This window comes from Amycolatopsis sp. lyj-23, assembly GCF_046549135.1.
Classification (GTDB): Bacteria; Actinomycetota; Actinomycetes; order Mycobacteriales; family Pseudonocardiaceae; genus Amycolatopsis.
This window is the reverse complement of record NZ_JAJPWN010000005.1, coordinates 73,079-98,331: the sequence shown is the minus strand read 5'-3', so window position 1 is coordinate 98,331 and position 25,253 is coordinate 73,079. Positions and strand designations below refer to the sequence as shown.

The following is a 25,253-nucleotide window of genomic DNA, read 5'->3' as shown; positions in this document are numbered from 1 at the left end:
ACGCCCACGCCCTATCCGGGCAGGCAGTAGCGTCGGAGGCCGGGGAAAGGGGAGCCCGTGTCCGTCGATACCGCCGTCCGCCCGGCGCCGTCCCGGCCCGCGCCCGCACCGCTGCCGTGGCTGCTGCCGATCCGGCCGCTGCAGGCGGCGCTGTGGGAGGTCGCCGCCATCGCCGTGCTGCTCGCGTGGCTGGCCGGCGGCGTTTCCCAGCCGGTGCGCATTGCCGTCAGCGTGCTCGCCGGGCTGCTGGTGCTGCTGACGTCGGTGCGCTTCGCCGGGCACCACCCGGCCGGCTGGGCGCTGACGTGGACGGCGTTCCGGTTGCGCCGCCACGACACGCGCCGCGACAGCCCGGACCCGCTGCTGGCGGTGGCGGGGCCGGTCAAGGTGCGCCAGCACGTCGACCGCGCGGGCAACCGCTTCGGCGTCGCGGAGATCGACGGCGGGTGGAGCGCCCTGATCCGCCTGACACCGGGTCCGGGAGCGCCCGGGCCGCTGGTGGAGGCGTTGCGCGCGGCTTACGCGCGCGCGGACATCCCGCTGGCGTCGGCGCAGCTGCTGACGTGGGCGATCCCGCGCGGCGACCAGGTGCTGCGCGTCCGGTGGCTGGCCGTGCGCTACCGGCCGGACCTGGCCCCGATCGCGGCGCTGGCCCGCGGCGGCGGTGACCTGGGAGCGCTGCGGAGCACGGCGTCGGCGGCGTTGAGCTTGATGGGCGCTCTGGCCGAGGCGGGGTACCAGAGCACGGTGCTGGAGGCCGGGGAACTGGCGAAGGAGCTGCGGGTGGCGCTGGGTGTGCAGGGGCCTCCTTCCGGGGCGCCCGAGGGGTGGCGGGCCTGGACGTGGGGCGACTCGGTGCAGACGTGCTTCACCCCGCGGTCTTCGCGGGTCCTCGATCCGGCCGTCCCGGGCGCGGCGTTCACGGCGACTTCGTACACGCTGACGCGGACGGCCGGCGGCAAGGAGAAGGCGGAAGTGACGATCCGGGTCGGGGCGCGGGCGGGTGCGCCGGTTCCCGTGCCGCCCGGCGTGGTCCCGCTGCACGGGCGGCACGGGGCCGGAGTGCGGAAGACACTCCCGCTCGCCCTGGACGGCTGAGGTCAGTTCACGACGAACGTCCGGATGCTGCGGGCGGGCAACTGGGCGTTGAACGCCCCGTTCGCGATGGTGACGTCGGTGGAGCGCGCGAGGTTCGCGCTCTGGTTCGTCAGCCAGGTCTGCGCGGTCGCGGACCCGGTGTCCCGGAGCGTGAACGCGAGGTCGGCCGCCGCGGTGTTCTTGTTGACGGCGACGATGACGATCCGGGTCCCGCTCTTGAACGCCGAGACGTAGACGTTCGCCTGCGGGTTCGCGGTCGCGGTGATCCGCTGGTAGCCGGGGCGCACCCACTTCGCGAAGTGCGCCATGTAGGCGCCGCGCTTGCTGATCTGGCCGTCCTCGCGCAGTGGGCCGTACGAACGGCGGATGTACCACCACACGTAGGTCTGGAACCGGCCGTCCACCAGCGCGCGGTGCATGTGCTCGCCGACGTCGAGCGCCTGCGGCCAGAGGTCGGCCGAGTCGGTGCTGTTGGGGTAGTAGACCTCGGTCATCCACAGTTCCTTGCCGGCGCCCTTCTGCTGGAAGAGCGGGTAGGGCAGGTCCGCGAACGAGGTGCCGTAGAGGTGTGTGCCGATGATGTCCACGTTGGCCAGGGCGGTGGCGTCGTTCAGGATGGGGTCGGACATGGCCTTGCGGTACTGGAACGACTCGGGCGCGATGACCCGGGTGGTGAGCGAACCGGCGTTCTCGCGCAGGAACTTGACGATTTCGGCGGGGGTCCACGCCGTCCACGCCGACGCGTAGTCCGGCTCGTTCTGGACCGAGATCCCGTACAGGTTCACGCCGTTGTTCGCCATGAAGGCGGTGAAGTCGTTCAGGTGCTGCGCATAGGCGCCGTAGGAGCCGTACTTCAGCCGCTTGCCGCCGGAGAAGCTCTCGGTCATCGAGGCGGGCGGGTTCCACGGCGAAGCGATCACCTTGGCCCCGAGGTCGCTCGCCCGCTTGGCCGTGGCGACCTCGCGGCTCCAGTTGGTGCGGTCCTCGTGCACGGGGATGCGCAGCACGGTGAACCCCAGCTGCCCGGTGCCGTTGCCGAACGCCGTCTCGCGCTGGGCGGCGGTGAGGTCGCTGATCCAGACGGTGTGGTTCATCCCGCCGAAACCCAGGATCGTCTGCTGCACGTTCGACGGCTCGACGACCACCGCGGTGGCCGCCGCGGCCGGGGTCGCGGCCGCGGCCAGCACCGGCAGTGCGGCGCCGGCCGCCAGGACGGTCCGCCGCTTCAGCAGCGGCGAGTTCTCGGACTGTTCCGGACGTGGTGACATCGCATCTCCCAGGAGTCGGCGGGCAACAGCCTGGGAGCGCTCCCAAATCAGTCTTAACAGTGTCTTCGCGACACCGTCAATGAAACGTTCAGTCGAAAACATCGACCGCCCGCAGACGGTTCAGCCGCGGACGGCTTCGTACACCCCCGCGATCATCGCCACCACCGGGACCAGCGACAGCAGCACGAGGAACTCCGTCACGTCCAGGAGCCGTGACCAGTACGGCGACCGCAGGCCCCGCGCCACCCGCGTCGCGTACACCAGGCACACCACCGCCGCCACGACCACCGCGCACCCGGCCGCGAACACCGCCGTGCGGTGGCCCGAAGCCACCAGCCACACCCCGGCGCACACCAGTCCCGGGACGCCGAACCCGACCAGCACCAGCCGCTGCGCGCGGCCCGCGTACGACCGCGAACGGAGGATCCACGCCAGGCCCAGCAACGCCGCCAGCCCCGCCTCCCACGGCCCGCCCGAGGACAGCACCACCGAGGCCGCCAGCACCACCAGGCCCAAGGCCACCAGCAGGCCGGTCAGGACCGCCTGCGCGTGGGACGTCCGGCCGATCATCTCCGTGCCCAGCGACGGCTGCTCGTCCGCGCGGAACGCCTCCATGTCGTCCGGCACCCGCGGCAACGGCAGGCGGGCCAGGCGCAGCGCCAGCATCGGGGCCACCGCCGCCAGTGCCGTGCCCAGCACCGCGACCACCCCGGCGGCCGACACCGCGGAGACACCGGCCAGCAGGACCACACCGGTCGTCAGCGCGCCGAGACCCGCCGCGCCGGTGATCGCCACGAACCACGGCAGGCGGTCGGCCACCGAGACCGCCGCCAGGACGCCGTACACCGTCACCGCCGCGAATCCCGCCGCCAGCGGGCCCGCCGACAGCGAGAACAGCGGGTGCGGGGGCAGCACCGACATCCCGGCCAGCAGCGCCACGCCGACGCCGGCCAGCGACCCCGCCGCGCCCGCCTCCGCGTCGCCGTACGCACGGCTCAGCGCGCCGCCGCCGAGCAGGAGCACCAGGGCCAGCAGCCCGGTCCCGATCGGGGCCAGGACGCTGCCGGACGCCGCCGCCTGCACCAGCAGGCCGCCCGCCAGCAGCAGGACCACCGCGGCGACCAGGCCCGAGCGCCGCGCCACCGACGGGCTCCAGCCGCCGGACGTGTCGGCGACGCTGGCGATCGAGTCGACGACGTCGTCGAACAGCAGCGGACCCCGCGGGCGCTCCCGCGGGGTCAGGTGCAGCACTTCGCCGTCGCGGATCTGGGCCGCCGCAACGCTCAAGCCCAGTGCCAGCGGCGCGCCGCCCAGCCTCGACAGCACCCAGCCCGGGTGGTCGGCCGACGCCTGGCCCGACGCCCCGGCCAGCCGGACCAGCTGCGGCACCAGCTCGGCGAACGTCGACTGCTGCGGCAGGGCGACGTCGACGCGGGCCCTCGGCGTGACCACCGTGACCCGCCGGGTCGTCCCCGTCAGAGAAGCCGTGTTCATGCCGCCTCCGCGGGGAAGAGAACGTCGGCGCTCATCACACGTCTTTCGCGGCCGCGATGACCGGCGCGAACTTGGCGCTCGACGCCTCGGCCAGCTTCTGCAGCCCGGCGTTGACCGCCTCCAGGACGATCTCCGAGAGGTTGCGGGCGTCGTACTCGCGGATCGCGCGGGGGTCGATGTCGATCGAGGTGAAGCGGCCGTCGCCGCGGAGGGTGACGGTGACCTCGTTCTGCCGCGAGTGCGCCTTGACCTCCATCGCCTCGACCGTGCGCTGGATCCGCTGGACCTCTTCGGTCTGCTTGCGCACCTGCGCGAGCAGCTCGTCCATGTCCGGCACCGCGTACGGATCGGTCACTGTGCTTTCCCTTCGTGCTGGCGGACGTGGACGCTGGCCACGAACCGCTGGAAACCGGGTGAGAGCCGCCGCGCGGTCGCGGGCGCGGCCGTGCAGGCGAGCTCGAGCACCAGCCGGTCCGCGGGCACCGCGCCGGGGACCGTCAGGTGCACCTGGGTCTGGATCAGCTCGGTGCCTTCGCCGGTGCGCAGGCGCAGGAGCTGCATGACGGCGGGAGCGGCCGCGTCACCGACGTCACGCCGGCTCAGCACCTCGAGCCCGGCCAGCGTCCGGGAAAGCCGTTCGACGGCTTCGGCCGCGATGGCGTCGATCGAAGCGCCGTCCGGCCGCTGCTGCACGCTGACGGTGATGTTCGGGACGAACTCGCCCGGGGCCGCCGCGTGCACGGCGACGAACACCGCGCCGGAATCACCCGGGTCGACGGCGGTCCAGCCGTCCGGGATGACGAAGTCGAGGGGAAGGGTCATCACAGCCCCACGGCGGAAACGGCGTCGTGCCAGGCGGCGCCGACGGCGTCGGCCGCGTCCGAAGCCGCGTGGCCGACCGCGTCGACCGCCCCGCCGCCGTATTCGCCGATCGTGTGGCCCAGCTTCGGCAGGTCGATGTCGATCTTCGCACCGACGCCCAGTCCCAGGCCGAGCGCCGCGCCCGCCTTGAAGTTGACCTTGACGTGCCCGGCGTCGTAGACGGCCTGGGCGTCCAGCTGCGCGCCGAGCCCGTACTGCAGCGTGCCGTTCGCGCCGACGCCGAGGCCGGCGACGTCCGCGGCGACCTCGCCCTCGACCTTCCCGCCGACGAAGGCGTTCGCGTGCGCGCCGACGCCGTGGGCGCCGATCGTGCCGGACGCGCTCACCTCGCCGCCGGCGAACACCGTGCCCTTGGCGTGGGCTTCGGCGACGCCCCACTCCTTCTTGGCTTCGGCTTCGCCGTGCAGCGCCGCGAGTTCCGCGTGCCCGGACGCGCCGGCGTCCCAGCCCTTCGACGTGATCTTCCCGTCGTACTCCGGGGAAAAGCCGTCCTGCTCGTGCTGGAACTTGTAGTAGGTGATCTCGGTGTTGCGCCCGAGCTTGTTCTTCAGGCCCTCGGCCTCCGGCTGCCCGAACGGCGTGTCCGCCTTCTTCGGCGCGCGCGTCCCTTCGAGGCCGTCCCAGGTGAGCTTCTTCCAGCCCGAGTTGCCGAACCACGACGGCACGGTCCGCGGCCGCTTCCGGCCGTCCAGCGGCTCGCCGTTGAGCCAGTGCAGCGGCCCGCGCGCCCACTTGCCGAGCTCGTGCTCCAGCCGTCCGACGCCTTCGGGCGGGAACAGCTCGGCGAGCGCGTCGGAGAACTCGTCGACGACCTGGCGGGCCGCGGCGACGCTCTGCTCCCCGAGCTGCCGCGCGGCCTGGATGAACGCACCCACCGACGCGGAGTTCACCGCGCGGGCCTGCGCGGTCAGCTGGGCGGCGTAGGAGTCGAACTGCGCGAGCACCGAGCGGACGGCGGCTTCGGCGGACTGCACGAGCCGGGCCGCGGTGGCGAGCCGGTTCGCCTGGTCGCCGAGCTTGGCCGCCGTTTCGGCGAGTTCCTTGCCGAGATCTGCGGCGGCCGTCGCGAACGCCGTGTACGCGTCGCCGTCCCAGTCCGCGTGCAGGGTCTTCGCGGACTCCTCGACCTCATGCGCCCGGCTCGAAACCGCCGACGCCCGGGTCGCGACCCGCTGCGAGGCGGCGCTCAGCGCGCCGGGATCCCCGGTGACGCACCGCAGGCACTCGACGAGCACGCGCCGGTACCCGGACAGCACCGAGCTGACCACCCCGGACGCGTCGACGACCCCCGAGCCCGCCACCGGCTAGTTCCCCGCCGCGTCGTAGCCGACGTGCTGGCTGAAGTGCTTCCCGTTGTAGTCCAGCGCGATGTCGAGGTCGAAGTCCTGCCCGCCCGGAGCCTCCACAGTGGACTCACCGGTGGTGAGGTTGGTGTGGATGACGACTTCGTCGGCGCTGTGCACCGGAGCCGGCGCGGTGACCGGGGCCGGCTGGGTGACCGGCGCCGGCTGCGTCGGCACGGTCGCGCCGTGCTGCGCCGGGTCCACGGCGATCCAGCTGTTCGCCGGGTTCAACGGGGTGCCGTTGCCGGCCACCGCCGGCCCGGTGCTGGAACCGCCGCCGGTGGCGAGCGCGGGCGGGGTGTAGTCGGTGAACGAAGGCTGCTGCGGGATCCCCCCGCCGCTCCCGCCCGCCACCGCCTGCTGCCCCGACGGGCTCGCCACCGGCGGCGGGGTCTGCGGGGCGGTGACCGGGGTGCTCCCGATCGACGACTGTGGTGTCGCGCCCGAGCTGCCGGAGGAGTGGTGGAAGAGCTTCTCGATCTCGCCGATGACCTGCGCGAGGGTGGTGACCTGCTGGGCGAGGTCCACCGCGCCGAGCGCCTTGAGCAGCGCGCCGATCGACGTGATGAACGCCCGCAGCGACGCGCTCGTCGCGGTCGACAAAGCGACCGCGGCCCCGTAGGTCCACCAGTTCGACATCAGCGCGGCGACCGTGGGGTTCACCGCGGAAACCACCGCGCGGTAGGCCTCCTGCGCGGTTTTGATCAGCGTGCCGGAGACGCCGAGGAGCTCGGCGCCCTTCTGCACGACGTCGATGATCTTCGTGAGCTGGCCGAGGGAGTCGCTGATCTTCTTCAGCGCCGACTCGCTCGCCGCCCCCGACCAGATCTTGCCCAGCTGGTCGGCGGCCTTGGTCAGCTCGTTGTACATGCTCAGGAACTGCTCGGCCTTGCGGACGAGGTCGGTCACGTGCTTCGCGATCTGCTCCGGCTGTCCGGTGACGATCTGCGGCAGGACGGTGATCGGCCCACCCGAAGACGCGGTCGCGTCCATCGCGCTGGAGTTCGGGAAAGTCAGCATCGGTCCTCACAGGGAGTTCGGGGGCGGACGATCAGACGACGGAAGCGGGCCGGTAGACGCTGACCCTCGCCAGCCCGCCGGTGCGGGCGTCGAGCAGCCCGTGGTTGTAGAGGCGCCCGCCGTCGCCGGCGACGCCGATGACCGGCTGGCGGTCGGAGAACAGCAGCGGCTCCACGACCACGACGTCCCCGCTGTGCACGCCGCCCGGCACGTCGGAGAAGGTGCGCGCGGTGCCCGCGTAGACCTCGATCAGCCCGACCCGCGCCTGGTTGTCGGCGTCGCCGGCGAGCCAGTCGTTGAAGTCGGCGACGCCGTGGAAGCGCGTGTCGGTGATCGGGTGGTCGCCGAGCCGGCCCAGCTGCGCGTCACCCAGGTAGCGCAGCACGTTCCCGACCGACGAGGGCTCGCCGTGGGCGCCCGCGCTGTCGTTGATGGCCAGGGTGGCGAGTTCGGAGGCGTGCGAGCTGCCCCAGATCGACGACGCGGTGCCGCTCGGCGCGTGCCCGCCGCCGTAGCCGGAAGCCACGTCCTGGTCCGCCGCCTGGTAGGCGTCGGCGCTGGCCTTGACCAGCCCGTTGATCTGCTGCAGCAGCTGCAGCAGCGTCCGGACGGCGGTGATCTGGCCGGAGTGCAGGGCCGCGTTGGCCGCGGCGACCGCGCTGCCGAACGAGGCGAACGACATCGGCTGGACGACGAGCCGTTCCAGGTCGGCCACGGCGTTGATGCCGTGGGCGATGATGCCCCCGACGTTGCCCACGGCGGAGCGCATCGCCTCGGGCTCAGCCCGGTACTCGCCGGCCATGGGTCTCCTTCCGGGGGGTGTGCTCGGCCCGAGCGTAAGTTCGGCCCCGGAAGCGGGCGGACGGCAAAAGTACCCACCGCGCCGCGGCGGCGAGTGGCCAAAATACCGGTCAGAGCCACCCCGATCCGCTGGAGCATTGCTGCATGAGCCTCACGCCCGAGCGCCCGTCCGAGATCGTGCTGCAGTCGCCGCCGATGCTCCCGAAGAGCTCGTCGGGCGGCATGGTGCAGCTGATGATGTTCCTGCCGATGATGCTCGGCATGGGCGCGATGTCGTTCGTCTACATCGGACGCGACGGCGGCGTGATGACCTACGTCTTCGGCGCCCTGTTCCTCTGCGCGATGGGCGGCATGGTCGTGATGTCGCTGGGCCGCGGCGGGATGGCGAAGAAAGCGCAGATCAACGACGAACGCCGGGACTACCAGCGGTACCTGTCCGGGCTGCGCGCGCAGGTCCGCGACATCGCCGACGGCCAGCGCGCGGCGATGATCGCCGTCCAGCCGGACCCGGCGGACCTGTGGGCCTACGTCGAAACCGGGAAGCTCTGGGACCGCCGCCGCAGCGAGCCGCAGTTCGCGCAGGTGCGCGCGGGCACCGGGCCGCAGCGGCTCGCGACGCCGTTGAAGGCGCCGCAGACCGTGCCGCTGGAGGACCTGGACCCGGTGTCCTCCACCAGCCTCAAGCACTTCATCCGCACCTACTCGACGGTGGACGGCCTGCCGGTCGCGTTGTCGCTGCGGTCGTTCGCCGCGGTCACCGTGGCCGGGCGGCGGCCCGACGTGCTCGGCCTGGTGCGGGCGCTGCTGTGCCAGCTCGTCACCTTCCACTCCCCCGCGGACCTGCGGGTCGCGCTCTGCGTGGCACCGGAGCGCCAGCACGACTGGGAATGGGCGAAGTGGCTGCCGCACGCCACGGCGGCCGGCGCGGCCGACGCCGTCGGTTCGCGGCGGCTGGCCGACGGCACCGCGGCCGGGCTCGCCGAGCTGCTGGGCGCCGACCTCGGCGAGCGGCCCGCGTTCAGCCGCCGCGCGGCCGCCGAACTGGACCTGCCGCACCTGGTGGTCGTCGTCGACGGCGGCAACGCCCACGGCGAGCCCCGGCTGATCGGCGTGGACGGCCGGCTCGGCGTCACGGTGATCGAGGTCGGGCAGGAGCACCCGCGGGCGTCTTCTAGTGAGAAGCTGCTGAGCCTGCACACCGCGCCGGAGTCCCTCGGCATGGTCGTCGGCGACGGCGGCGAGCAGCGGCTCGGCTTCCTCGGCCGCCCGGACGTCCTCGACCGCGGTGCCGCGGAAGCACTGGCCCGGATGCTGACGCCGTTGCACACCCCGGCCGCGGTCGTCGGCGAGAAGCCGATGTCGGCGACGTTCGGCCTGGCCGGGCTGCTGGGCATCGGCGACCCGCGCGACACCGACACCGCCGTCACGTGGGCGCCGCGCGCGGCTCGCGACCGGCTGCGGATCCCGCTGGGCGTCAACCCGGAGGGCCGTCCGGTCGAGCTGGACCTCAAGGAGTCGGCCGAAGGCGGGATGGGCCCGCACGGCCTGGTCATCGGCGCGACCGGGTCCGGCAAGAGCGAGCTGCTGCGGACGCTGGTGACCGCGCTGGCCGTGATGCACTCGTCGGAGACGCTGAACCTGGCGCTCATCGACTTCAAGGGCGGCGCGACCTTCGCCGGGATGACCGGGCTGCCGCACACCTGCGCCGTGATCACCAACCTGTCCGACGACCTCGCGCTGGTCGACCGGATGGCGGACGCGCTCAACGGCGAGCTGCTGCGGCGGCAGGAACTGCTGCACGCGGCCGGGAACTACGCGTCGGTGCGGGACTACGAGAAGGCCCGCGCGGACGGCGCGCCGCTGGACCCGCTGCCGTCGCTGCTGGTGATCATCGACGAGTTCAGCGAGCTGCTGTCCTCGCGGCCGGAGTTCATCGACCTGTTCGTCGCCATCGGCCGGCTCGGCCGGTCGCTGGGCATCCACCTCCTGCTGGCGTCGCAGCGGCTGGAGGAAGGGCGGCTGCGCGGGCTCGACTCGCACCTGTCGTACCGGATCGGGCTGCGGACGTTCTCGGCCGCGGAAAGCCGGGCCGTGCTGGGCGTCGCGGACGCCTACCACCTGCCGCCGGTGCCGGGGTCGGCGTACCTGAAGTCCGACACCGAAACGCTGATCCGGCTCAAGGCCGCCTACGTCTCCGGGGAGCTCCCGCCGCGCAGCACGGTCGTGCGCGAGGACGGCCAAGAGCTCGGCGTGCTGCCGTTTTCCCTGGCCCCGGTGGAAATCCCGGTGACGACCGAGGTTTCTCCGGCGCCGTCGGCCGAAGGCACCGGCGAGACGATCATCGGCGCGATGCTGTCGCGGCTGGCGGGCCGCGGCCCGGCCGCGCACCAGATCTGGCTGCCGCCGCTGGCCGAACCGCCGACGCTGGACCAGCTGCTGCCGCCGCTGGGCGAGGACGCCGCGCGCGGCCTGTGCCCGCTCGGCTGGGGCGGCAACGGGAAGCTGACGATCCCGGTGGCGCTGGTGGACAAGCCGTTCGAGCAGCGCCGCGACCTGCTGTGGGCCGACTTCTCCGGCGCGGCCGGGCACGCGCTGATCGTCGGTGCGCCGCAGAGCGGGAAGTCGACGCTGATGAAGGACATCGCGGGCGTGCTCGCGCTGACGCACACCCCGGCCGAGGTGCAGCTGTTCGTGCTGGACATGGGCGGCGGCGCGCTGGCGCCGATCGCCGGGCTGCCACACGTGTCCGGGTACGCGACCCGCCGGGACGCGCAGCGCTGCCGCCGGGTCGTCGCCGAGCTGACGACGTTGCTGGAGCAGCGCGAGGAGTTCTTCGCCGCGCAGGGGATCGAGTCGATGGCGGCGTTCCGCGCCCGCCGTGCCGAGTTCACCGAGAGCACGGACGAGCGCGAGTTCGGCGACGTGTTCCTGTTCGTGGACAACTGGACCACGATCCGCCAGGAGTACGAGCAGCTGGAGGAGCAGATCACCGGCCTGGCGGCGCGCGGGCTCGGCTTCGGCATCCACGTGATCGTCTCGCTCAACCAGTGGATCGGCGTCCGCGCCCAGCTGCGCGACGCGATCGGCACGCGCTTCGAGCTGCGCCTGGGCGACCCGATGGATTCGTCGGTCGACCGCAAGGTGGCGGCCAACGTCCCCGCCGACCGCCCGGGCCGCGGCATCACGGCGGAGAAGCTCCACTTCCTGGCGGCCCTGCCCCGCATCGACGCCGACCAGCGCCCGGAAACGGTCGGCGCGGGCGGCGTCGACCTGGTCCGGCGGATCTCGGAGGCGTGGCGGGGGCCGCGGGCCCCGCAGGTCCGGCTGCTGCCGCCGGAGGTGCCGCTGGAGTCGTTGCCCGCTGCTCCTGCGCGGCAGGTCACGCTGGGCATCGCGGAATCGACGTTGCGCCCGGTGTACCTGGACTTCGCGGCCGACCCGCACTTCGTGGCGTTCGGCGACGTGGAGTCGGGCAAGTCGTCGCTCCTGCGGGCGATCGCGTCCGGAATCACCTCGGCGTACACGCCGGAGGAGGCGGCGATCATCGTGGCGGACTACCGCCGCGGTCTCCTGGGCGCGGTGCCCGAGCCGCACCTGCTGGGCTACGCGGGCGCGGAGGGCAAGCTGACGGACCTGATCGCGGAGTGCGCCCAGGCGATGCGCAACCGCCTGCCGGGCCCCTCGGTGACGCCGGAGCAGCTGCGCAACCGCTCCTGGTGGCGCGGCCCGGAACTGTTCGTCCTGGTGGACGACTACGAACTGGTGGCCACAGTGGGCCGCAACCCGTTGCAGCCGTTGCTGGAGTTCCTGCCGCAGGCCCGCGACATCGGCCTGCACCTGGTGATCGTGCGCGGGTCCGGCGGTGCGGGCCGGGCGTTGTTCGAGCCGGTGTTGCAGCGGTTGAGGGAGCTGGGCTCGCCGGGGCTGATCATGTCGGGGGCGAAGGACGAAGGGGCGTTGCTGGCGGACGTGAAGCCGTCCCTCCAGCCACCGGGCCGCGGCACGCTGGTGTCGCGGCGGCACGGGACCGGGCTGGTCCAGGTGGCGTGGACGAAGCCGGCGGAGTCGTAGGGCCGCCGCACGCCTCGGGCAGCGGGCGGGGAACCGGCAGGATCATCCGGCATCCGCCCAGGACGGCGCCACCTTCTTGAGCTCGTCGACCCACTTGCGGACCGCCTCGCCGTCGGGGCCCGGGAACCGGGCCGCCGCCGCCGGGGCCAGCGGGCCCTGGATCAGGTCCAGGACCTCCCGCCGCTGCGCCGGGGTGAGGTGGCCGAGGTCGACCGTCCGGAAGCCGTGGGTGGTGGCCGCCCGGAACTGCTCCGCCACTTCGCCGTCGGTGACTTCCGCGGCGAGGTAGTCCAAGACCCAGTAGTACGTGCCGCTGGACGCGCTCCACCAGTCCGCCGAGCCGGACCGCCCGATCTCCCCGGACATCACGCGCCCACGATGAACACGTTCGGGCCGAGCGGCGCGATGAAGTCGCGGACCTGCTGGATCTGCTCGGGGCTGAACTGCGAAACATCCACCGGGACGCGCTCCGCCTTCTCGTTGATGTGCCGGAGGATCTGGGACTTCAGATTCTCCCACTGCTGGTCGAAGAACCTACCCGGGAAGTTGCCGACGGCGTCGTAGGTGAACCCGTCGCTGCCCACCCAGTCGTAGGAAGCGCCCTTGGGCGCACGCTGCAGCTGGATCCCGAGCTGTTGCTCCACCCGCACGGCCGTCTCGGCTTCCGAGGCCCGGTAGGCGCCGACCGCCGGGTCGACGCCGAGCTGGTAGACCCGTTGCTCCTCGGCCAGCTGGGCGAGCTTGGCCGTCTGCGCGGCCAAGGCCGCGTCGAGGGCTTCCGCCTCCACGCTCGCCGCCTCGAGCTCGGCCATCGCGGTCCGGAAGGCGACCGCGCCCGCGGCCGCCTCGGCGGAGAGCGCCGCGGCCGTGGTCAGGAACGGCATGAAGGCCGCGCCTTCGGGCACCAGGGAGAGGAGCAGCCCGCCGATGATCTCGCCGCACGGGCCGCACGCCGCGGTCAGCACGATCCCGCCGATGGTGATGGCCAGGATGCCCAGCAGCGTGTCGGCCCGCTCTTGCGACTGCTTCCACTGCTCGATCGTGGGCAGGTACTGCATCCACGTCTGCGGCACGAAGTCGACGGCGAAGATGTTCTGCGGCATGACACAGCGGTTGAACTGCGGGCTGCCCTGCACGTTCCAGTCCAGGCAGGCCTGCCCGCGGCTCAGCATGATCCGGGCCCGGTCGGAGTCCGTCCCGGTGACGATCAGCACGCAGTCCTGGTAGTCGCTGCTGGCGGCGTCGGGAAACTTCGCGAAGCACGCCTGTTCACGCTGCTTGCGCAGAGCGTCCCGCTCGGCGTCGACCTTCACCTTCGCCGCGTCTCCCGCGGCTTTCGCGGCGTCGAGCGCCTTCTGGGCGTCGTCGCCGGCGTTCTTGGCCGAGTCGTACGCGCGCTTCGACGCGCCGTACGCCTCGGAGGCGTAGCGCGCGGCCTCGCTCGCGGAGGCCTGGGCCGACAGGGCGAAGTGCGTGGCCTTCTGCGCCGACGCCCGAGCCGAGTCCGCGGCGGCCGCCGCGGTCCGCGCGGATTCGGCCGCGGCGCGCGCGGAGTTCTCCGCGTCCGTGGCCGACTGCGCGGCCTGCCGGGCGTAGTCGGCCGCCTGGTCGGCGGCCACCGCGGCCTGCCGGGCGTAGTTGTCCGCGTCGGCGGCCGCGTTGCGGGCCCGCGCGGCGGCGGCTTGGGCGTCGTTGGCGTTCTGCGCCGCCGTGGCCGCCGTCTCCGCCGCCTGCAGCACCAGGCCCGCGACGAGCGCGTTGTGCGCCGCCGTGTTCTGGTCCCGCCGCGCCGCGGCGTACTGCCCGCTCTCGAGGAACTGGTGCAGGAAGGCCGGCGGCCCGTCGAGCGCCGCCTGGGCCTGCGCGCGGACCTCCGGTCCCCCGGCCGCCAGCAGCCGGTTGACCTTCACCCGCTCGTCACTGGCCTGGGCGCTGTACTGGCCCGAGTCGAGGAAGGCGCGCAGGGACGCGCTCGTGTCCTCGTCGAGCGCGCGCTGCGCGGCGGCCGGCACCGCGACGCCGCCGGCCTGCTGCGACGCGGCCATGATCTGGTTGACCTTCATCCGGTCTTCGGCGTACCGGCCCCGGTAGTCGCGCGTCGCGAGGAAGCGCTGGACGTCCGCGTCCGAACCGGCCAGCGCGGCGTCCGCGGCTTTCTGCATGGCGGCGGTGCCGGTCACCTTCAGGTCCGCGAGCACCACGCGGTCGTCCTGACCGGCGGCCGCCTGGACGCCGCCCTTGACGTAGGCCACGGCCTCCGGGTCCGAGGCGGTCAGGGCCGCGGTCGCGGCCGCCCGGGTCCACGGGCCGTCGGAGGAAGCCAGTGCCAGCGCGACCTTGCGGGCGTCGGCCTGCACCAGCGCCGGATCCGTGGTGGGCGCGTTCGCTTCGGCGATCAGCCGGTTGGTCTCGGCCGTGCCGTGGTCGGCCTGCGGGGCGTCCCACGCGACGGTGGCCGGCTGGGCCGACAGCGCCGACGTCAGCTCCAGGGCGTCCTCGTCCGCCTGCTCCGCCTCGACGGCCATCCGCTCGTCGTCGGCCCGGCGCGCGGCGTCGAAGACGGCTTTGGCCTGGGTCGCGGCGGTCGCGGCGGCCTCCGCAGCCTGGCTGGCGGCGTTCGCGTGCTCGGTCGCTTCCCGTGCCGCGTCGGCGGATTCACCCGCGTGCGCCGCGGCTTCGTCGGCGGCTTGAGCGGCCGCGAGCGCCAGGTCGGCGGCCGCGTTGGCCGCGTTCCGCGCGTCGTTGGCCGCGGTCGCCGCCTGCCGCGCGAGCGACCCGGCCGCCGAGGCGGCCCGGGAGGCCCGCGCCGCGTTGGCGCGCGCCCGGGCGGCCGCCGCGGTGGCCGCGGAGGCGTCCGCACCGGCCGACCGGGCGAAGTCCGCCGCCTGGGTGGCGGCGTCCGCGGCCGTCGCCGAACGCCCGCTGGCGTCCTTGGCGGCGTCCGCGGCGATCCCGGCCTGGGTGGCCGCGTCACCGGCCGCCTTGGCCGCGTCGGCGGCGAGCTTCGCCCCGGCGGCGACATCGCGGGCGGCCTGGGCCGCCTTCCGGGCGTCGGCGGCCTTGGTGGCGTCCCCGGCGGCCAGTGCCGCCGCGTCGTTCGCCGTCGCGGCGGCCCGGCCCGCCTTGGTGGCCGCCGCGGCCGCCCGCGCCGCGGCACTGGCCGCGACCTGCGCCGCCGCGCTCGCGGCGTTCGCGGCACTGGTCGCTTCCCGCGCGGCGGCCGCCGCGCCCTGCGCCGCCGTCGCCGCCCGGGCCGCGGCCGCCGCGGCTTCGGCCGCCTTGCCCTGCGACGCCTGCGCGTCGGCCTGCGCCCGCTGCGCGGCCAGCTTGGCCTCTTCGGCCGCCTTCACCGCGCGGTCGGCAGCGTCCTTGGCCGCGACGGTCTGCTGCGCGGCCTGCTGCCCGGCGTCGACCGCCGCCGCGACCAGCTCGCCGACATCGGCCGTCTCCTGGTCGCGGGCCTGGGCGATCGGCCAGTCGTAGTCGAGGAACTGGACGAGGCTGTCGACGGAGTTCGCGTCGAGCGCCTGCTGGGCGACCTTCTTCACCTCCGGCCCGCCCGAGGCCATGATCTGGTTCACGCGCACCCGCTGGTCGTTCTCCCACGGCGTGCGCCAGCCGGTGTCGACGAACTGCCGCAGAGCGTCGACCGTCCCGGCGTCGAGCGCCTGCTGGGCGACCTTCTTCACCTCCGGCCCGCCCGAGGCCATGACCTGGTCGACCCGGACGCGCTGGTCGGTCTGCCAGGGCTGCTGCCAGCCGGTGTCCAGGAACGTGGCCAGTGCTTCGTCGGTCCCGGCGTCGAGGGCGGTCTGCGCCGCGGCCTTCAGCGCCGTGCCGCCCGCGGCCATCAGCTGGTTGACGCGGATCCGGCGGTCGACGGGCTCGGTCTTCAGGTGCCCGGTCGTCAGGAAGGCCGACACGTCGGCGTCCGACCCGGCGAGCGCCTGCGCGGCGGCGGCCTGGGTGGTCGGCCCGCCGAACCGCCACAGCGACAGCACGCGGGCGCGGTCACCGCCGGCGGCGGCCGCCGGCTCGGCCGCCGCAGCCGGCACCTGCAGGACGGAAGCCAGCACCGCGCCGAGCGTGACCACCGCGGTCGCCACGGCGAACCGGTCCCGCGTCCGTTGCCACATCCCCACTTCGACCCCTCCCCGGGTCCCCGCAAGGGCCCGCGCGGCCGGGGCCGCACGCACGGCGCGCTCGTCGGGAAAGAAATTGCGGCACGCCTGACGAAGCGCGCCGAAATGATGAGAAACACCCCTCTTGGCCTGCGCCGGAGCGACAGGCTTTCACACACTAACCGAACACCTGGTCGAGCTGAAATGTGAGGTACATCACTCGCACTTTCGGTAATATTCGGAGTTTGCTGTCGATGGGATCACCGGGCGAACAGCCGCTTTCCGAACATCTCCGGAAACCGGACAGTTGCCCGCGAGGGGGTCTGACCTGCGCTGCTGCGACCACCGTCACGGTGGTTGCGACGTTCGGCGTATGGACAGGCCGGGAGGGATCGACTAGGGGAGGAAATCCGGTCGGGGGGCCGGCTGCCGCGCGGGGAACGGTTGCCCGCCCCATTTCGGCGCGCCATTTTCCCGGTGAGCGAAACCACGCTCACCGGTCGGTCGAGTCACGGCGAAAATCGCCATTCCGCGCACACATTCACCCCGGGGTCCGACAGCCCGCGCGCTCCGGACGCCGTCCGCCTCCACCCCAGGAACCGCCGGCCGGAACCGGTCCGCCGGCACGCACGAGAAGAAGGACGAACGCATGCACTTCACCAAGAAGATCGCCGTCACGGCCGTCGCCGCGGCCGCACTCGCCACCGCCGGCGTCTGGACCGCCTCCGCCGCCTCCAACACGACCCAGGACGACACCCCGCCGTCCATCGTCGAGGACTACTCCTACCCCGGCGCCGCCGCCATCCTCGCCCAGTACCACGTCACCCTCATCTCCGGCGACGGCCACATCATCTTCGCCGACTGCGCCACCCCGCCCGTCGACAACATCAGCGTCATGCAGGTCCGCTCCACCGAAGACGTCGGCACCAACGGCCTCGTCTGCTTCAAGGTCCTCGCCCCCACCGGCCACCTCGAACTCCGCATCCCCGCCGTCTACGAAATCCGCGGCGACGGACGCACCACCGGCACCGGCCACAAGGTCAAAGCCGAAGTCACCACCGACGCCGGCCAGCACTCCACCGTCGACGTCAACCCCAGCGGCAGCACCCAGGTCGGCATCGGCGCCAACCCCAACAACGCCCCCACCACCCTCCTGCAGCTGACCGCCGCGCCCTGATCACCGTGCTCCGAGGAACGAGGGGAACGAACCACATGTCCATCCGCCCCACCAGGGTCGTGGCGGCCGCCACGACCCTGCTCGCCGCCGGGCTGCTGACCGCAGCGCCCGCCGAAGCCGTGTCCGGCGGGACCACCGCCGCCGCGGGCGCCTACCCGTACGCCGCCAAGCTCACCGCCGACGGGCGGGCCTGCGGGGGTGCGCTGGTCGAACCCGACCTCGTCCTCACCGCCGCCGCCTGCTTCCCCGAGAACCCGCAGGGCGGGGTGCCCGTCAAGGCCACCACCGCCACCATCGGGCGGACCAGCCCGAGCGGCACCGGCGGGCACGTCGTGCCGATCACGAACGTCGTCGTCCGCGCCGACCGCGACGTCGCGCTGGCCCGGCTCGCGACGCCGGTCACCGACATCGCGCCCCTGCCGCTCAGCACCATCCCGGTCAACCAGGCCGGCAGTGACGAGACGCTGAGCCTGGCCGGCTACGGCCGCACCGAGAGCGAATGGGTGCCCGACACGCTGCACGTCGGCACGTTCAAAGCGCCCTCCTCGACGGCGACCACGCTGGCGCTCACCGGGACGAACGGCACCGACGCCTGCCGCGGCGACGCCGGCGCCCCGATCTTCCGCGACGCCGGTGGCCGCACCGACGTCGTCGGCGTCACCAGCACGTCGTGGCAGCACGGCTGCTTCGGGGAAACCACCACCCGGCAGGGCACCACGGCCGCCCGCGTCGACGACATCGCCGGCTGGATCCGCCAGCAGACGCTCGCGCCGGCGGCCAAGGCCGTGGGCCACGCCATCACCCTCACCTGGCACCCGGTGACCGGCAGCACCGGTTACCGCGTCTACGCCGCCGCCACGCCGGACGTGCCGGTCGACGCCGCGCACCTGCTGGGCAGCTTCGGCGGCACGTCGTACACGCACACCGGCCTGCCCGCCAAGCAGACCCGCTACTACCGCATCGTCGTGGCGACGACCGACGGCTGGACCAGCCAGCCCACCGACGCGATCTCGGCGACCACGCCGGTTTCCGCGGGCAACGACTTCACCGGCGACGGCAAGGACGACGCGGGCGCGGGCTACGACCTGAAGAACGCCCGCACCGGCGCGTACGTCTGGCCGACGAACGCGACCGGCGGGATCGACAACCCCCAGCAGAAGTGGAGCGCCGACGGCTGGGAGGCCTCCCGGGTCCGCTGGGTCACCGGTGACTTCAACGGCGACGGCCGCACCGACTTCGGGGCGTTCTACGACTACCTCGACGGCGGCACGAACCTGTTCCTCTGGTACGCCAACGCTTCCGGCGGCTTCGACAGCCAGGGCATCAAGTGGAGCGGCGCCTTCCGGCCGCTGAACGCCCGGTTCACCACCGGCGACTTCGACGGCGACGGCCGCACGGACATCGCGGCCGCCTACGACAACGGCAACGCCGACCTGAGCGTGCTGACCTGGCACGCGACGGCGACCGGGTTCGACGCCCCGGTCACGCAGTGGCGCACCGGAGCCGGCAACTGGAACCTCGCCCAGTCGAGCTGGCGGGCCGGGGACTTCAACGGTGACGGCCGGGCCGACCTGGCCGCGTTCTACGACTACCGCGACAACACCGCGAACCTGTTCCTCTGGTACGGCAACGCTTCCGGCGGGTTCGACGCGCAGAACGTCAAGTGGAACGGGGCCATCCCGTCCGGGAAGGCGAAGTTCGTTTCCGGCGACTTCGACGGTGACGGGCGCACCGACCTCGGTGCCGCCATCGACCTCGGCAGCGCGAACCTGACGTTCCGCACCTGGCGGGGCACGGCCACCGGCGTCGACGCGCCGGTCACGCAGTGGACGACCGGCGCCGGCGGCTGGAACCTCAACCAGTCGCAGTGGACCGTCGCCGACTACGACGGGGACGGCCGCACGGACCTGATCGCCTCCTACGACTACGGCAACTCGAACGCGAGCCTGTTCCGCTGGCACGCGAACGCCTCCGGCGGGTTCGACTCCGAGGGCGTCAAGTGGAGCAGCAACGGCACGTTCAACGCCGCCCAGTCGACGTTGTTCTGACCCCGTGGTGGCGGCGTCCCCGCGACGCCGCCACCCGGTCATCGACAGCGGGGGCCCGACGGCGACGGACACCGGCGCTCCGGCCGAAGCCGAATCGTCATCGCGGCCGGGCAGCCCGATCGGCTCGGACCGCCGCTCCGGTTCCTGCCGCCGGCGCGGCTGATCCCCTTCCTCCGACGAGAAAAGATCCGATGCGAACTGCACTGAGACTCACGGCGGTTTCGGCCGCCCTGCTGGCCGCGACCGCGGCCGTCGTCGTCCCCGCGGCCGCCGTCTCCGGCGGCACCGGAACCGACGCGTACGGTTTCGCCGCCAAGCTCACCGCCGAAGGCCGGGCCTGCAGCGGCGCCCTGGTGGCGCCCGGCTGGCTGCTCACCGCGGCGAGCTGCTTCCCGGAAAACCCCCAGGGCGGCGCGCCCGCCAAGGCCACCACGGCGCTCGTGGGCCGCCCGGGCCGCACCGCGCAGGTGACGAACGTCGTCGTCCGCGCCGACCGCGGCATCGCGCTGGCGCGCCTGAACACCCCGTTCACCGACGTCCCGGCGGTGGCGCTGCCGGCGACGTCGCTGGTGGTCGGGGAGCCGCTGCGGCTCGTCGGCTACGGCCGGACGTCGGCCGAGTGGGTGCCGGACCAGCCGCACTCCGCGGTCTTCACGAGCGCGGCGGGCGCCACCGGCACGCTGTCGCTGACCGGCGCGAACGGCGCGGACGCGTGCAAGGGCGACGCCGGCGGGCCGGTCATCCGCGAGATCGGCGGGGCCACCGAGGTCTTCGCCGTGGCCACGACGTCGTGGCAGCACGGCTGCTTCGGCGAGACCGAAACGCGGCAGGGCACCACGGCCCAGCGCGTCGACGACCTCGTGCGCTGGATCCGCGCGCAGGTGCTCGCGCCGGTGGCCAAGGGCGGCAACCACAGCGTCACCGTCTCGTGGTCGCCGCTGCGTGCGGAGGACCAGGCCACCTACAGCGTCTACGGCGGCACCGACCCGCAGGTGCCCACCGACCCGGCGCACTTCGTCGGGCAGACCACGGCGACCTCGTACGTCCACACGTCGGTGCCGTCGAAGCAGACCTGGTACTACCGGGTCATCGCGAAGCCGAACCGCGAGGGGTCCGGCGACCCGTCCGCCGTCGCCTTCGCCAAGACGACGGCCCGCTCGGTCAGCGACTTCACCGGCGACGGCAAGGACGACATCGCCACCTTCACCCGCGGCACCGCCGCGGACGCCTACGCCGCGACCTCGGACGGCACCAAGTTCGTCGGCAACGAACAGAAGTGGAACGACAACCTCGCCGGTGACGGCGAAATCCCGCTGAGCGGCGACTTCAACGGTGACGGCAAGGTCGACTCGATCGTCTTCAAGCGCGGCTCGAGCGGCGACGTCGTGGTCGCCCTGTCCGACGGCACCAAGTTCGGCACGCCGACGCTGTGGCACGACTACTTCGGCATCGCCGCCGAAATCCCCGCCGTCGGCGACTTCAACGGCGACGGCAAGGACGACATCGCCACGTTCGTCCGCGGTTCTGCCGCCGACGTCTACGTCGCCCTCTCCGACGGCACCAAGTTCGGCACCTCGTCGCTCTGGCACGACTACTTCGCCGCCAACGACGAAACCCCCGAGATCGGGGACTTCAACGGCGACGGCAAGGACGACATCGCCACCTTCACCCGCGGCACCACCGGCGACGTCTACGTCGCCCTCTCCGACGGCGCCAAGTTCGTCGGCAACGAACAGAAGTGGCACGACTACTTCGGCATCGCCGCCGAAATCCCGGCCGTCGGCGACTTCAACGGCGACGGCAAGGACGACATCGCGACCTTCGTCCGCGGCACCGTCGGCGACGTCTACGTCTCGCTCTCCGACGGGACGAAGTTCGGCACTTCGTCGCTCTGGCACGACTACTTCGGCATCCAGGCCGAAATTCCCGCGGTCGGCGACTTCGACGGCGACGGGAAAGCGGACCTCGGGCTGTTCGTCCGCGGCTCCGCGGCCGACGTGTTCGTGGCACTCTCCGACGGCACCGAGTTCGGCACCAGCGCCAAGTGGCACGACTACTTCGCGCCCAACGGCGAAGTCCCCGTGCCCCGGGCGATCACCGTCCTCTAGCGGCCGGCCCGCCCCCGGTTCCCGGGGGCGGGCTCCCGACTTCGGTAGGTTCCGAAAATCCTTCACGGCTCTTACGTTGAGCTGGTCGTCCCGTTCGGGACGGATATCCGGATCACCTGGGCCGAAGGGCATTTTCATGCGAATGTCGAGGGCTGTCGCCGCGGTGGGTGCTGCCGCCGCGGCGCTGAGTCTGGTCTCAGCGGGGGTTGCGGACGCCCAGCAGGACATCATCGGCGGGAGCACGGTCTCCTCCGCGCCGTGGGGCGCCCAGATCTACTGGAACAACGTCACGACGTACGGCGGTTTCGAGTGCTCGGGGACGATCATCGCCCCGCAGTGGGTGCTCACCGCCCAGCACTGCCTGAACTCGCCCGGCATGCACGTCAAGGTCGGCAGCGTGACGCTCCAGCAGGGCACCAACGCCGCCGTCGACCAGCAGAAGGCGTCCCCGAACGGGGACATCGCCCTGCTGCACCTGTCGACGGCGGTGAACACGACCTACATGAAGCTCGGCACCGGCAACCCGCCGACCGGCTCGACCAACCAGATCTACGGCTGGGGCCGCACGCAGGGCAGCAGCCCGCCCTCGAGCACCCTGAAGACGGCCAACGTGCGCGTGACGGGCACCAGCACGGACGCGTTCGGCGGCACGGCGATCGCCAGCCAGGGCATCAACGGCTCGGCGTGGCACGGCGACTCGGGCGGCCCGGAGCTCTACAACGGCCTCCAGGTCGGGGTGTGCTCCACGGGCAACAACTCCGGTTCGAACCCGCAGGGCACGCAGAACTACGCGAGCATCGCCGCCAGCCGCAGCTGGATCCGCTCCACCGCCGGCGTCTGACGCACCTGGGCACCCGCGTGCCGGTCTCCCTGCCGGGGCGGCCGGCACGCGGCATACTCGCGGCATGGAGTTCCGCACCCGGGTCCTGCTCGGCGGCAAGACCGCAACCGGCCTGCCGGTTCCCGCCGACGTGGTCGAGGCGCTCGGCGCCGGCAAGAAGCCCGCGGTCACCGTGACCGTCGGCGGGCACACCTACCGCACGACGGTCGCGAGCCGCGGCGGGCAGTTCCTGGTGCCGCTGAGCGCGGAGAACCGCGAGCGGGCCGGGGTCGCCGCGGGGGACGACGTCGAGGTCGGGATCGTCCTCGACACCGCGCCCCGGGAACTCGAGATCCCCGCCGACCTGGCGGAAGCCCTGGCCGGCGACGAGACCGCCCGGGCGCGCTTCGAACAGCTTTCCTACAGCGCGAAACAGCGGTTCGTGCTGCCGATCGGCCAGGCGAAGACCGCCGAGACCCGGCAGCGGCGCGTCGCCAAGGTGCTCACGGACCTGCGCGCCGACGCCCGGTAGTCACTCCACGATGGACGCTCGCAGCGCCGCCTTGTCCGGTTTTCCCGACGGCGCCACCGGAACCGCGCCCACGAAGCTGAACCGCGCCGGCACCGCCGCCTCCCCCAGTTCGGCCGCCACCGCCTTGCGCACCTCGGCCAGGTCCGGCGAGCGGCCCGGCGCCGGGACCAGGAACGCGTGCGCCGCCTCGCCCGTTCGCGCGTCCGGGACCGCCACCACGTACGCCTGGTCGACGTCCGGGCACGCCGCGATCGCCCGCTCGATCGGGCCGGTGTAGTGGATGATCGCGTTCACGATCACCACGTCCCGCGCGCGGCCGGACAGGTGCAGGTAGCCCTCGGCGTCCACGAACCCCAGGTCCTGCGTTCGCACCCAGCCGTCCCTCAGGACGGCAGCCGTCCCGGCCGGATCGCGCCAGTACCCCGCGAACGCCGACGGCGTCCGCACCCAGACCTCCCCGTCGCGCACCGAAACCTCCACCGTGTCGCACGGCTTCCCGACCGACCCGGCGCCCTCGTCGGCCCGGCAGATCGTCAGCATCCCGGTCTCGGTCTGGCCGTACGCGTGGTGCATCGCGGGCCCGATCCGCCCGGCCGCCTCGGCGAGCGTGTGCGGCGGCACCGGCGACCCGGCCACGATCAACCTCCGCAACGAACCCAGCGGAATGTCCGTCTCCCGCAGCACCTCGAGCACCTGGTGCAGCCGCGGCACCGTCGTCAACGCCGCCGTGATGCCCAGCCGCGGCAGCACCGCCGGGAAGTCGGGCAGCCCTTCGGGGACCACCGCCGTGCCGCCGGCGAACAGGCACACGCCCAGCTGCTCGACCATCACCGCGCTGGCCAGCGACCCGAACAGCAGGTACCGCCCGAACCCCGCGCCCAGCCGCTCGTGCGCCGAGCCCGGGACCGGCGGCCGCCACACGCGGCCTTCGGTCAGTGCGCGGTAGCTGTAGGCCACGCCCTTCGGGACGCCGGTGCTGCCGCTGGTGAACACCACCGTCGCGATGTCGTCGAGCTGTCCCTGCGGCACCGGCTCGGCGTAGGCGCCCAGCAGCCGCTCCACCCGCAGCACCGGCACCGCGGCAGCCTGCGGCTCCGAGTCGGTGACCAGGACGTCGACCTCGCCCAGGATGTGCCGCAGCTGCGCCTCCGGCAGCCCGGGCCGCACGGCGACCGCGCGGGCGCCGAGCACGTGCACCGCGACGAGCGCGGCGAACCCCTCCGGCGTGACGGCGGTGGCCAGCCCGACGCCGTCGCCCGGGCCGAGCCCCGCCGCCCGCAGGCCCGCGGTGAACCGGCCGATCAGGTCCCGCAGCTGCCCGCGGGTGGTCACCCGCGGGCCGTGTTCGAACGCGGGGACCTCCGGAGCGCGCTCCAGCTCGTCCAGCAGTGCCTGCGGGTGGACCATCGCGACTCACCTCTCGCCCGGGGGTCACCGGTCTACCGCGCGGATCTCAGAATTTCGGCAGAAACGACCGGCTCCCGCGGGAGCGACCGCAGCGACAGCGTGCCCGCGACGGCGACGGCCGCGATCAGGCCGGTGGCCGCGGCGAGGGTCCAGAAGTCCGGGTGGACGATCGACTGGCCGCGTTCGGCCTGCCAGGTGAGCAGCGCGATCAGGCCGAGGTAACCCGCGCCCGCGGTCCGGACCAGCCGGCGGCGGACGACGTCGGATTCGAGCACCCGGTAGCGGCGGGCCAGCAGGAGCAGCCCGAACGCCACCAGCGGCAGCGCCTGGAGGGCGTGGATGCCGATGAAGTGCGGGATCCGCAGGTCCCCGCCGACCGTGCTCCAGCCGACGACCGGCAGCCCGGGGCCGCCGTCCTCGACGCCGACCGAATGCGCGCCGAACGTCGAGTACTTCCCGCCGGCCTCGAGCACGGCCTGCTGCGCCAGTGTCGGCGAGAACATCAGCGTCGCGACGTACATCCCCACCACGGCGAGGCCGGTGCCCCAGCGCAGGGCCGACCTCAGCGCCCGGTCCGGGATGCGCTGGAACAGCAGCAGGACGGCGACGGCGGCGGTCATCAGCCACGCCGTGTACGCGCCACCGGCCACGATGTTGTTGATCATCTTGTCCGCCGGGGTCGCCTGGTTGAAGTGCAGCGTCCGGCCGCGGACGATGATCTGCCACAGGAGCAGCGCGAAGTCCACGCCGATACCCGCGGCGAAGAGCGTGCCGAACCACCAGCCGGCGCGGCGGCCGCGGCGCACGTGCGTCAGCAGCCACGCCAGCGTCAGCGCGTACAGCCCGATCGAGACGGAGAACTTGAACGGCTTGAGCCAGATCGGCGCGTTGACCAGCGTGCGATCATCGAAGAGGAGCCCGAGCAGCGAGACCGCGCACAGCACCCCCATCGCCCCGGCGAGCACCACCAGCGGGCGGTGCCACGCGCGGCGCGTGACCAGCGGATTTCCCTTGTCTGCCATGGCCTCAAGCCTGGCTTCCGGGCCGCGCGGGGTCACTGGAG

Annotated in this window: 18 protein-coding genes; 7 read left to right on the top strand and 11 right to left on the bottom strand. The window is 73.1% G+C overall.

Going from position 1 to position 25,253, the window contains the following annotated elements; translation table 11 throughout:
* Positions 1-57 precede the first annotated feature (57 nt).
* Positions 58-1,098 carry a type VII secretion protein EccE gene (locus ACLJPY_RS13060; RefSeq protein ID WP_410588452.1) on the top strand — a complete coding sequence of 347 codons (1,041 nt, stop codon included), beginning with the start codon at positions 58-60 and terminating at the stop codon, positions 1,096-1,098.
* A 2-nt stretch (positions 1,099-1,100) separates the two neighbouring features.
* On the opposite strand, the gene ACLJPY_RS13055 is transcribed toward ACLJPY_RS13060, so the two are convergent.
* From ACLJPY_RS13055 to ACLJPY_RS13025, 7 genes are all read right to left on the bottom strand, one after another.
* Positions 1,101-2,366, bottom strand: coding sequence for a glucuronoxylanase (locus ACLJPY_RS13055; RefSeq protein ID WP_410588451.1), 1,266 nt, complete (start codon positions 2,364-2,366; stop codon positions 1,101-1,103).
* A 120-nt stretch (positions 2,367-2,486) separates the two neighbouring features.
* The gene (gene eccD, locus ACLJPY_RS13050) at positions 2,487-3,860 is read right to left on the bottom strand and encodes a type VII secretion integral membrane protein EccD (protein ID WP_410588449.1); all 1,374 of its coding nucleotides are present in this window, start codon (positions 3,858-3,860) and stop codon (positions 2,487-2,489) included.
* A gap of 34 nt (positions 3,861-3,894) precedes the next feature.
* Positions 3,895-4,215 (bottom strand): YbaB/EbfC family nucleoid-associated protein, encoded by a 321-nt coding sequence (locus ACLJPY_RS13045; RefSeq protein ID WP_004558471.1) that lies wholly within the window; start codon positions 4,213-4,215, stop codon positions 3,895-3,897.
* The gene (locus ACLJPY_RS13040; protein ID WP_410588447.1) at positions 4,212-4,682 is read right to left on the bottom strand and encodes a hypothetical protein; all 471 of its coding nucleotides are present in this window, start codon (positions 4,680-4,682) and stop codon (positions 4,212-4,214) included. The genes ACLJPY_RS13045 and ACLJPY_RS13040 overlap by 4 nt, the downstream gene beginning before the upstream one ends.
* Positions 4,682-6,043 carry a WXG100 family type VII secretion target gene (locus tag ACLJPY_RS13035; protein WP_410588445.1) on the bottom strand — a complete coding sequence of 454 codons (1,362 nt, stop codon included), beginning with the start codon at positions 6,041-6,043 and terminating at the stop codon, positions 4,682-4,684. The genes ACLJPY_RS13040 and ACLJPY_RS13035 overlap by 1 nt, the downstream gene beginning before the upstream one ends.
* Positions 6,044-6,046: 3 nt before the next feature.
* Positions 6,047-7,105: a hypothetical protein gene (locus ACLJPY_RS13030; protein WP_410588444.1), complete on the bottom strand. Its 1,059-nt coding sequence runs from the start codon at positions 7,103-7,105 to the stop codon at positions 6,047-6,049.
* 31 nt (positions 7,106-7,136) lie between these two features.
* Complete coding sequence (locus ACLJPY_RS13025) at positions 7,137-7,907, bottom strand: WXG100 family type VII secretion target (RefSeq protein WP_410588442.1); 771 nt, start codon at positions 7,905-7,907, stop codon at positions 7,137-7,139.
* Positions 7,908-8,050: 143 nt separating this feature from the next.
* Between ACLJPY_RS13025 and eccCa the strand changes: the two genes are divergently transcribed.
* Entirely contained in the window at positions 8,051-11,977 is a 3,927-nt protein-coding gene (gene eccCa, locus ACLJPY_RS13020; RefSeq protein WP_410588440.1) for a type VII secretion protein EccCa, read from the top strand.
* Between the two features lie 42 nt (positions 11,978-12,019).
* On the opposite strand, the gene ACLJPY_RS13015 is transcribed toward eccCa, so the two are convergent.
* Both ACLJPY_RS13015 and ACLJPY_RS13010 read right to left on the bottom strand, forming a co-directional pair.
* Positions 12,020-12,346 (bottom strand): hypothetical protein, encoded by a 327-nt coding sequence (locus tag ACLJPY_RS13015; protein ID WP_410588439.1) that lies wholly within the window; start codon positions 12,344-12,346, stop codon positions 12,020-12,022.
* Positions 12,343-16,113 (bottom strand): hypothetical protein, encoded by a 3,771-nt coding sequence (locus tag ACLJPY_RS13010; protein WP_410589186.1) that lies wholly within the window; start codon positions 16,111-16,113, stop codon positions 12,343-12,345. Before ACLJPY_RS13010 ends, ACLJPY_RS13015 begins: the two co-directional genes overlap by 4 nt.
* 634 nt (positions 16,114-16,747) lie before the next feature.
* Here ACLJPY_RS13010 and ACLJPY_RS13005 point away from each other — a divergent pair.
* From ACLJPY_RS13005 to ACLJPY_RS12985, 5 genes are all read left to right on the top strand, one after another.
* Complete coding sequence (locus ACLJPY_RS13005; RefSeq protein WP_410587854.1) at positions 16,748-17,275, top strand: hypothetical protein; 528 nt, start codon at positions 16,748-16,750, stop codon at positions 17,273-17,275.
* Between the two features lie 35 nt (positions 17,276-17,310).
* On the top strand, positions 17,311-19,323 hold the full coding sequence (locus tag ACLJPY_RS13000) for an FG-GAP-like repeat-containing protein (protein WP_410588438.1): 2,013 nt from the start codon (positions 17,311-17,313) through the stop codon (positions 19,321-19,323).
* A gap of 191 nt (positions 19,324-19,514) precedes the next feature.
* On the top strand, positions 19,515-21,431 hold the full coding sequence (locus tag ACLJPY_RS12995; RefSeq protein WP_410588436.1) for an FG-GAP-like repeat-containing protein: 1,917 nt from the start codon (positions 19,515-19,517) through the stop codon (positions 21,429-21,431).
* 136 nt (positions 21,432-21,567) lie between these two features.
* Positions 21,568-22,272: a S1 family peptidase gene (locus tag ACLJPY_RS12990; protein ID WP_410588434.1), complete on the top strand. Its 705-nt coding sequence runs from the start codon at positions 21,568-21,570 to the stop codon at positions 22,270-22,272.
* Between the two features lie 64 nt (positions 22,273-22,336).
* Complete coding sequence (locus ACLJPY_RS12985) at positions 22,337-22,783, top strand: YdeI/OmpD-associated family protein (protein ID WP_410588432.1); 447 nt, start codon at positions 22,337-22,339, stop codon at positions 22,781-22,783.
* Here ACLJPY_RS12985 and ACLJPY_RS12980 read toward each other — a convergent pair whose 3' ends face one another.
* Positions 22,784-24,190 carry a class I adenylate-forming enzyme family protein gene (locus ACLJPY_RS12980; RefSeq protein ID WP_410588430.1) on the bottom strand — a complete coding sequence of 469 codons (1,407 nt, stop codon included), beginning with the start codon at positions 24,188-24,190 and terminating at the stop codon, positions 22,784-22,786. It lies immediately after the preceding gene.
* 32 nt (positions 24,191-24,222) lie between these two features.
* The gene (locus tag ACLJPY_RS12975) at positions 24,223-25,212 is read right to left on the bottom strand and encodes a hypothetical protein (protein WP_410588429.1); all 990 of its coding nucleotides are present in this window, start codon (positions 25,210-25,212) and stop codon (positions 24,223-24,225) included.
* Positions 25,213-25,253 lie beyond the last annotated feature (41 nt).

Bases quoted from the DNA above. Each gene is read 5' to 3' on its own strand.
- ACLJPY_RS13055 (WP_410588451.1), bottom strand. From the start codon at position 2,366: ATGTCACCACGTCCGGAACAGTCCGAGAACTCGCCGCTGCTGAAGCGG.
- eccD (WP_410588449.1), bottom strand. From the start codon at position 3,860: ATGAACACGGCTTCTCTGACGGGGACGACCCGGCGGGTCACGGTGGTC.
- ACLJPY_RS13040 (WP_410588447.1), bottom strand. From the start codon at position 4,682: ATGACCCTTCCCCTCGACTTCGTCATCCCGGACGGCTGGACCGCCGTC.
- ACLJPY_RS13030 (WP_410588444.1), bottom strand. From the start codon at position 7,105: ATGCTGACTTTCCCGAACTCCAGCGCGATGGACGCGACCGCGTCTTCG.
- ACLJPY_RS13025 (WP_410588442.1), bottom strand. From the start codon at position 7,907: ATGGCCGGCGAGTACCGGGCTGAGCCCGAGGCGATGCGCTCCGCCGTG.
- eccCa (WP_410588440.1), top strand. From the start codon at position 8,051: ATGAGCCTCACGCCCGAGCGCCCGTCCGAGATCGTGCTGCAGTCGCCG.
- ACLJPY_RS13010 (WP_410589186.1), bottom strand. From the start codon at position 16,113: ATGTGGCAACGGACGCGGGACCGGTTCGCCGTGGCGACCGCGGTGGTC.
- ACLJPY_RS13005 (WP_410587854.1), top strand. From the start codon at position 16,748: ATGCACTTCACCAAGAAGATCGCCGTCACGGCCGTCGCCGCGGCCGCA.
- ACLJPY_RS13000 (WP_410588438.1), top strand. From the start codon at position 17,311: ATGTCCATCCGCCCCACCAGGGTCGTGGCGGCCGCCACGACCCTGCTC.
- ACLJPY_RS12995 (WP_410588436.1), top strand. From the start codon at position 19,515: ATGCGAACTGCACTGAGACTCACGGCGGTTTCGGCCGCCCTGCTGGCC.
- ACLJPY_RS12990 (WP_410588434.1), top strand. From the start codon at position 21,568: ATGCGAATGTCGAGGGCTGTCGCCGCGGTGGGTGCTGCCGCCGCGGCG.
- ACLJPY_RS12985 (WP_410588432.1), top strand. From the start codon at position 22,337: ATGGAGTTCCGCACCCGGGTCCTGCTCGGCGGCAAGACCGCAACCGGC.
- ACLJPY_RS12980 (WP_410588430.1), bottom strand. From the start codon at position 24,190: ATGGTCCACCCGCAGGCACTGCTGGACGAGCTGGAGCGCGCTCCGGAG.
- ACLJPY_RS12975 (WP_410588429.1), bottom strand. From the start codon at position 25,212: ATGGCAGACAAGGGAAATCCGCTGGTCACGCGCCGCGCGTGGCACCGC.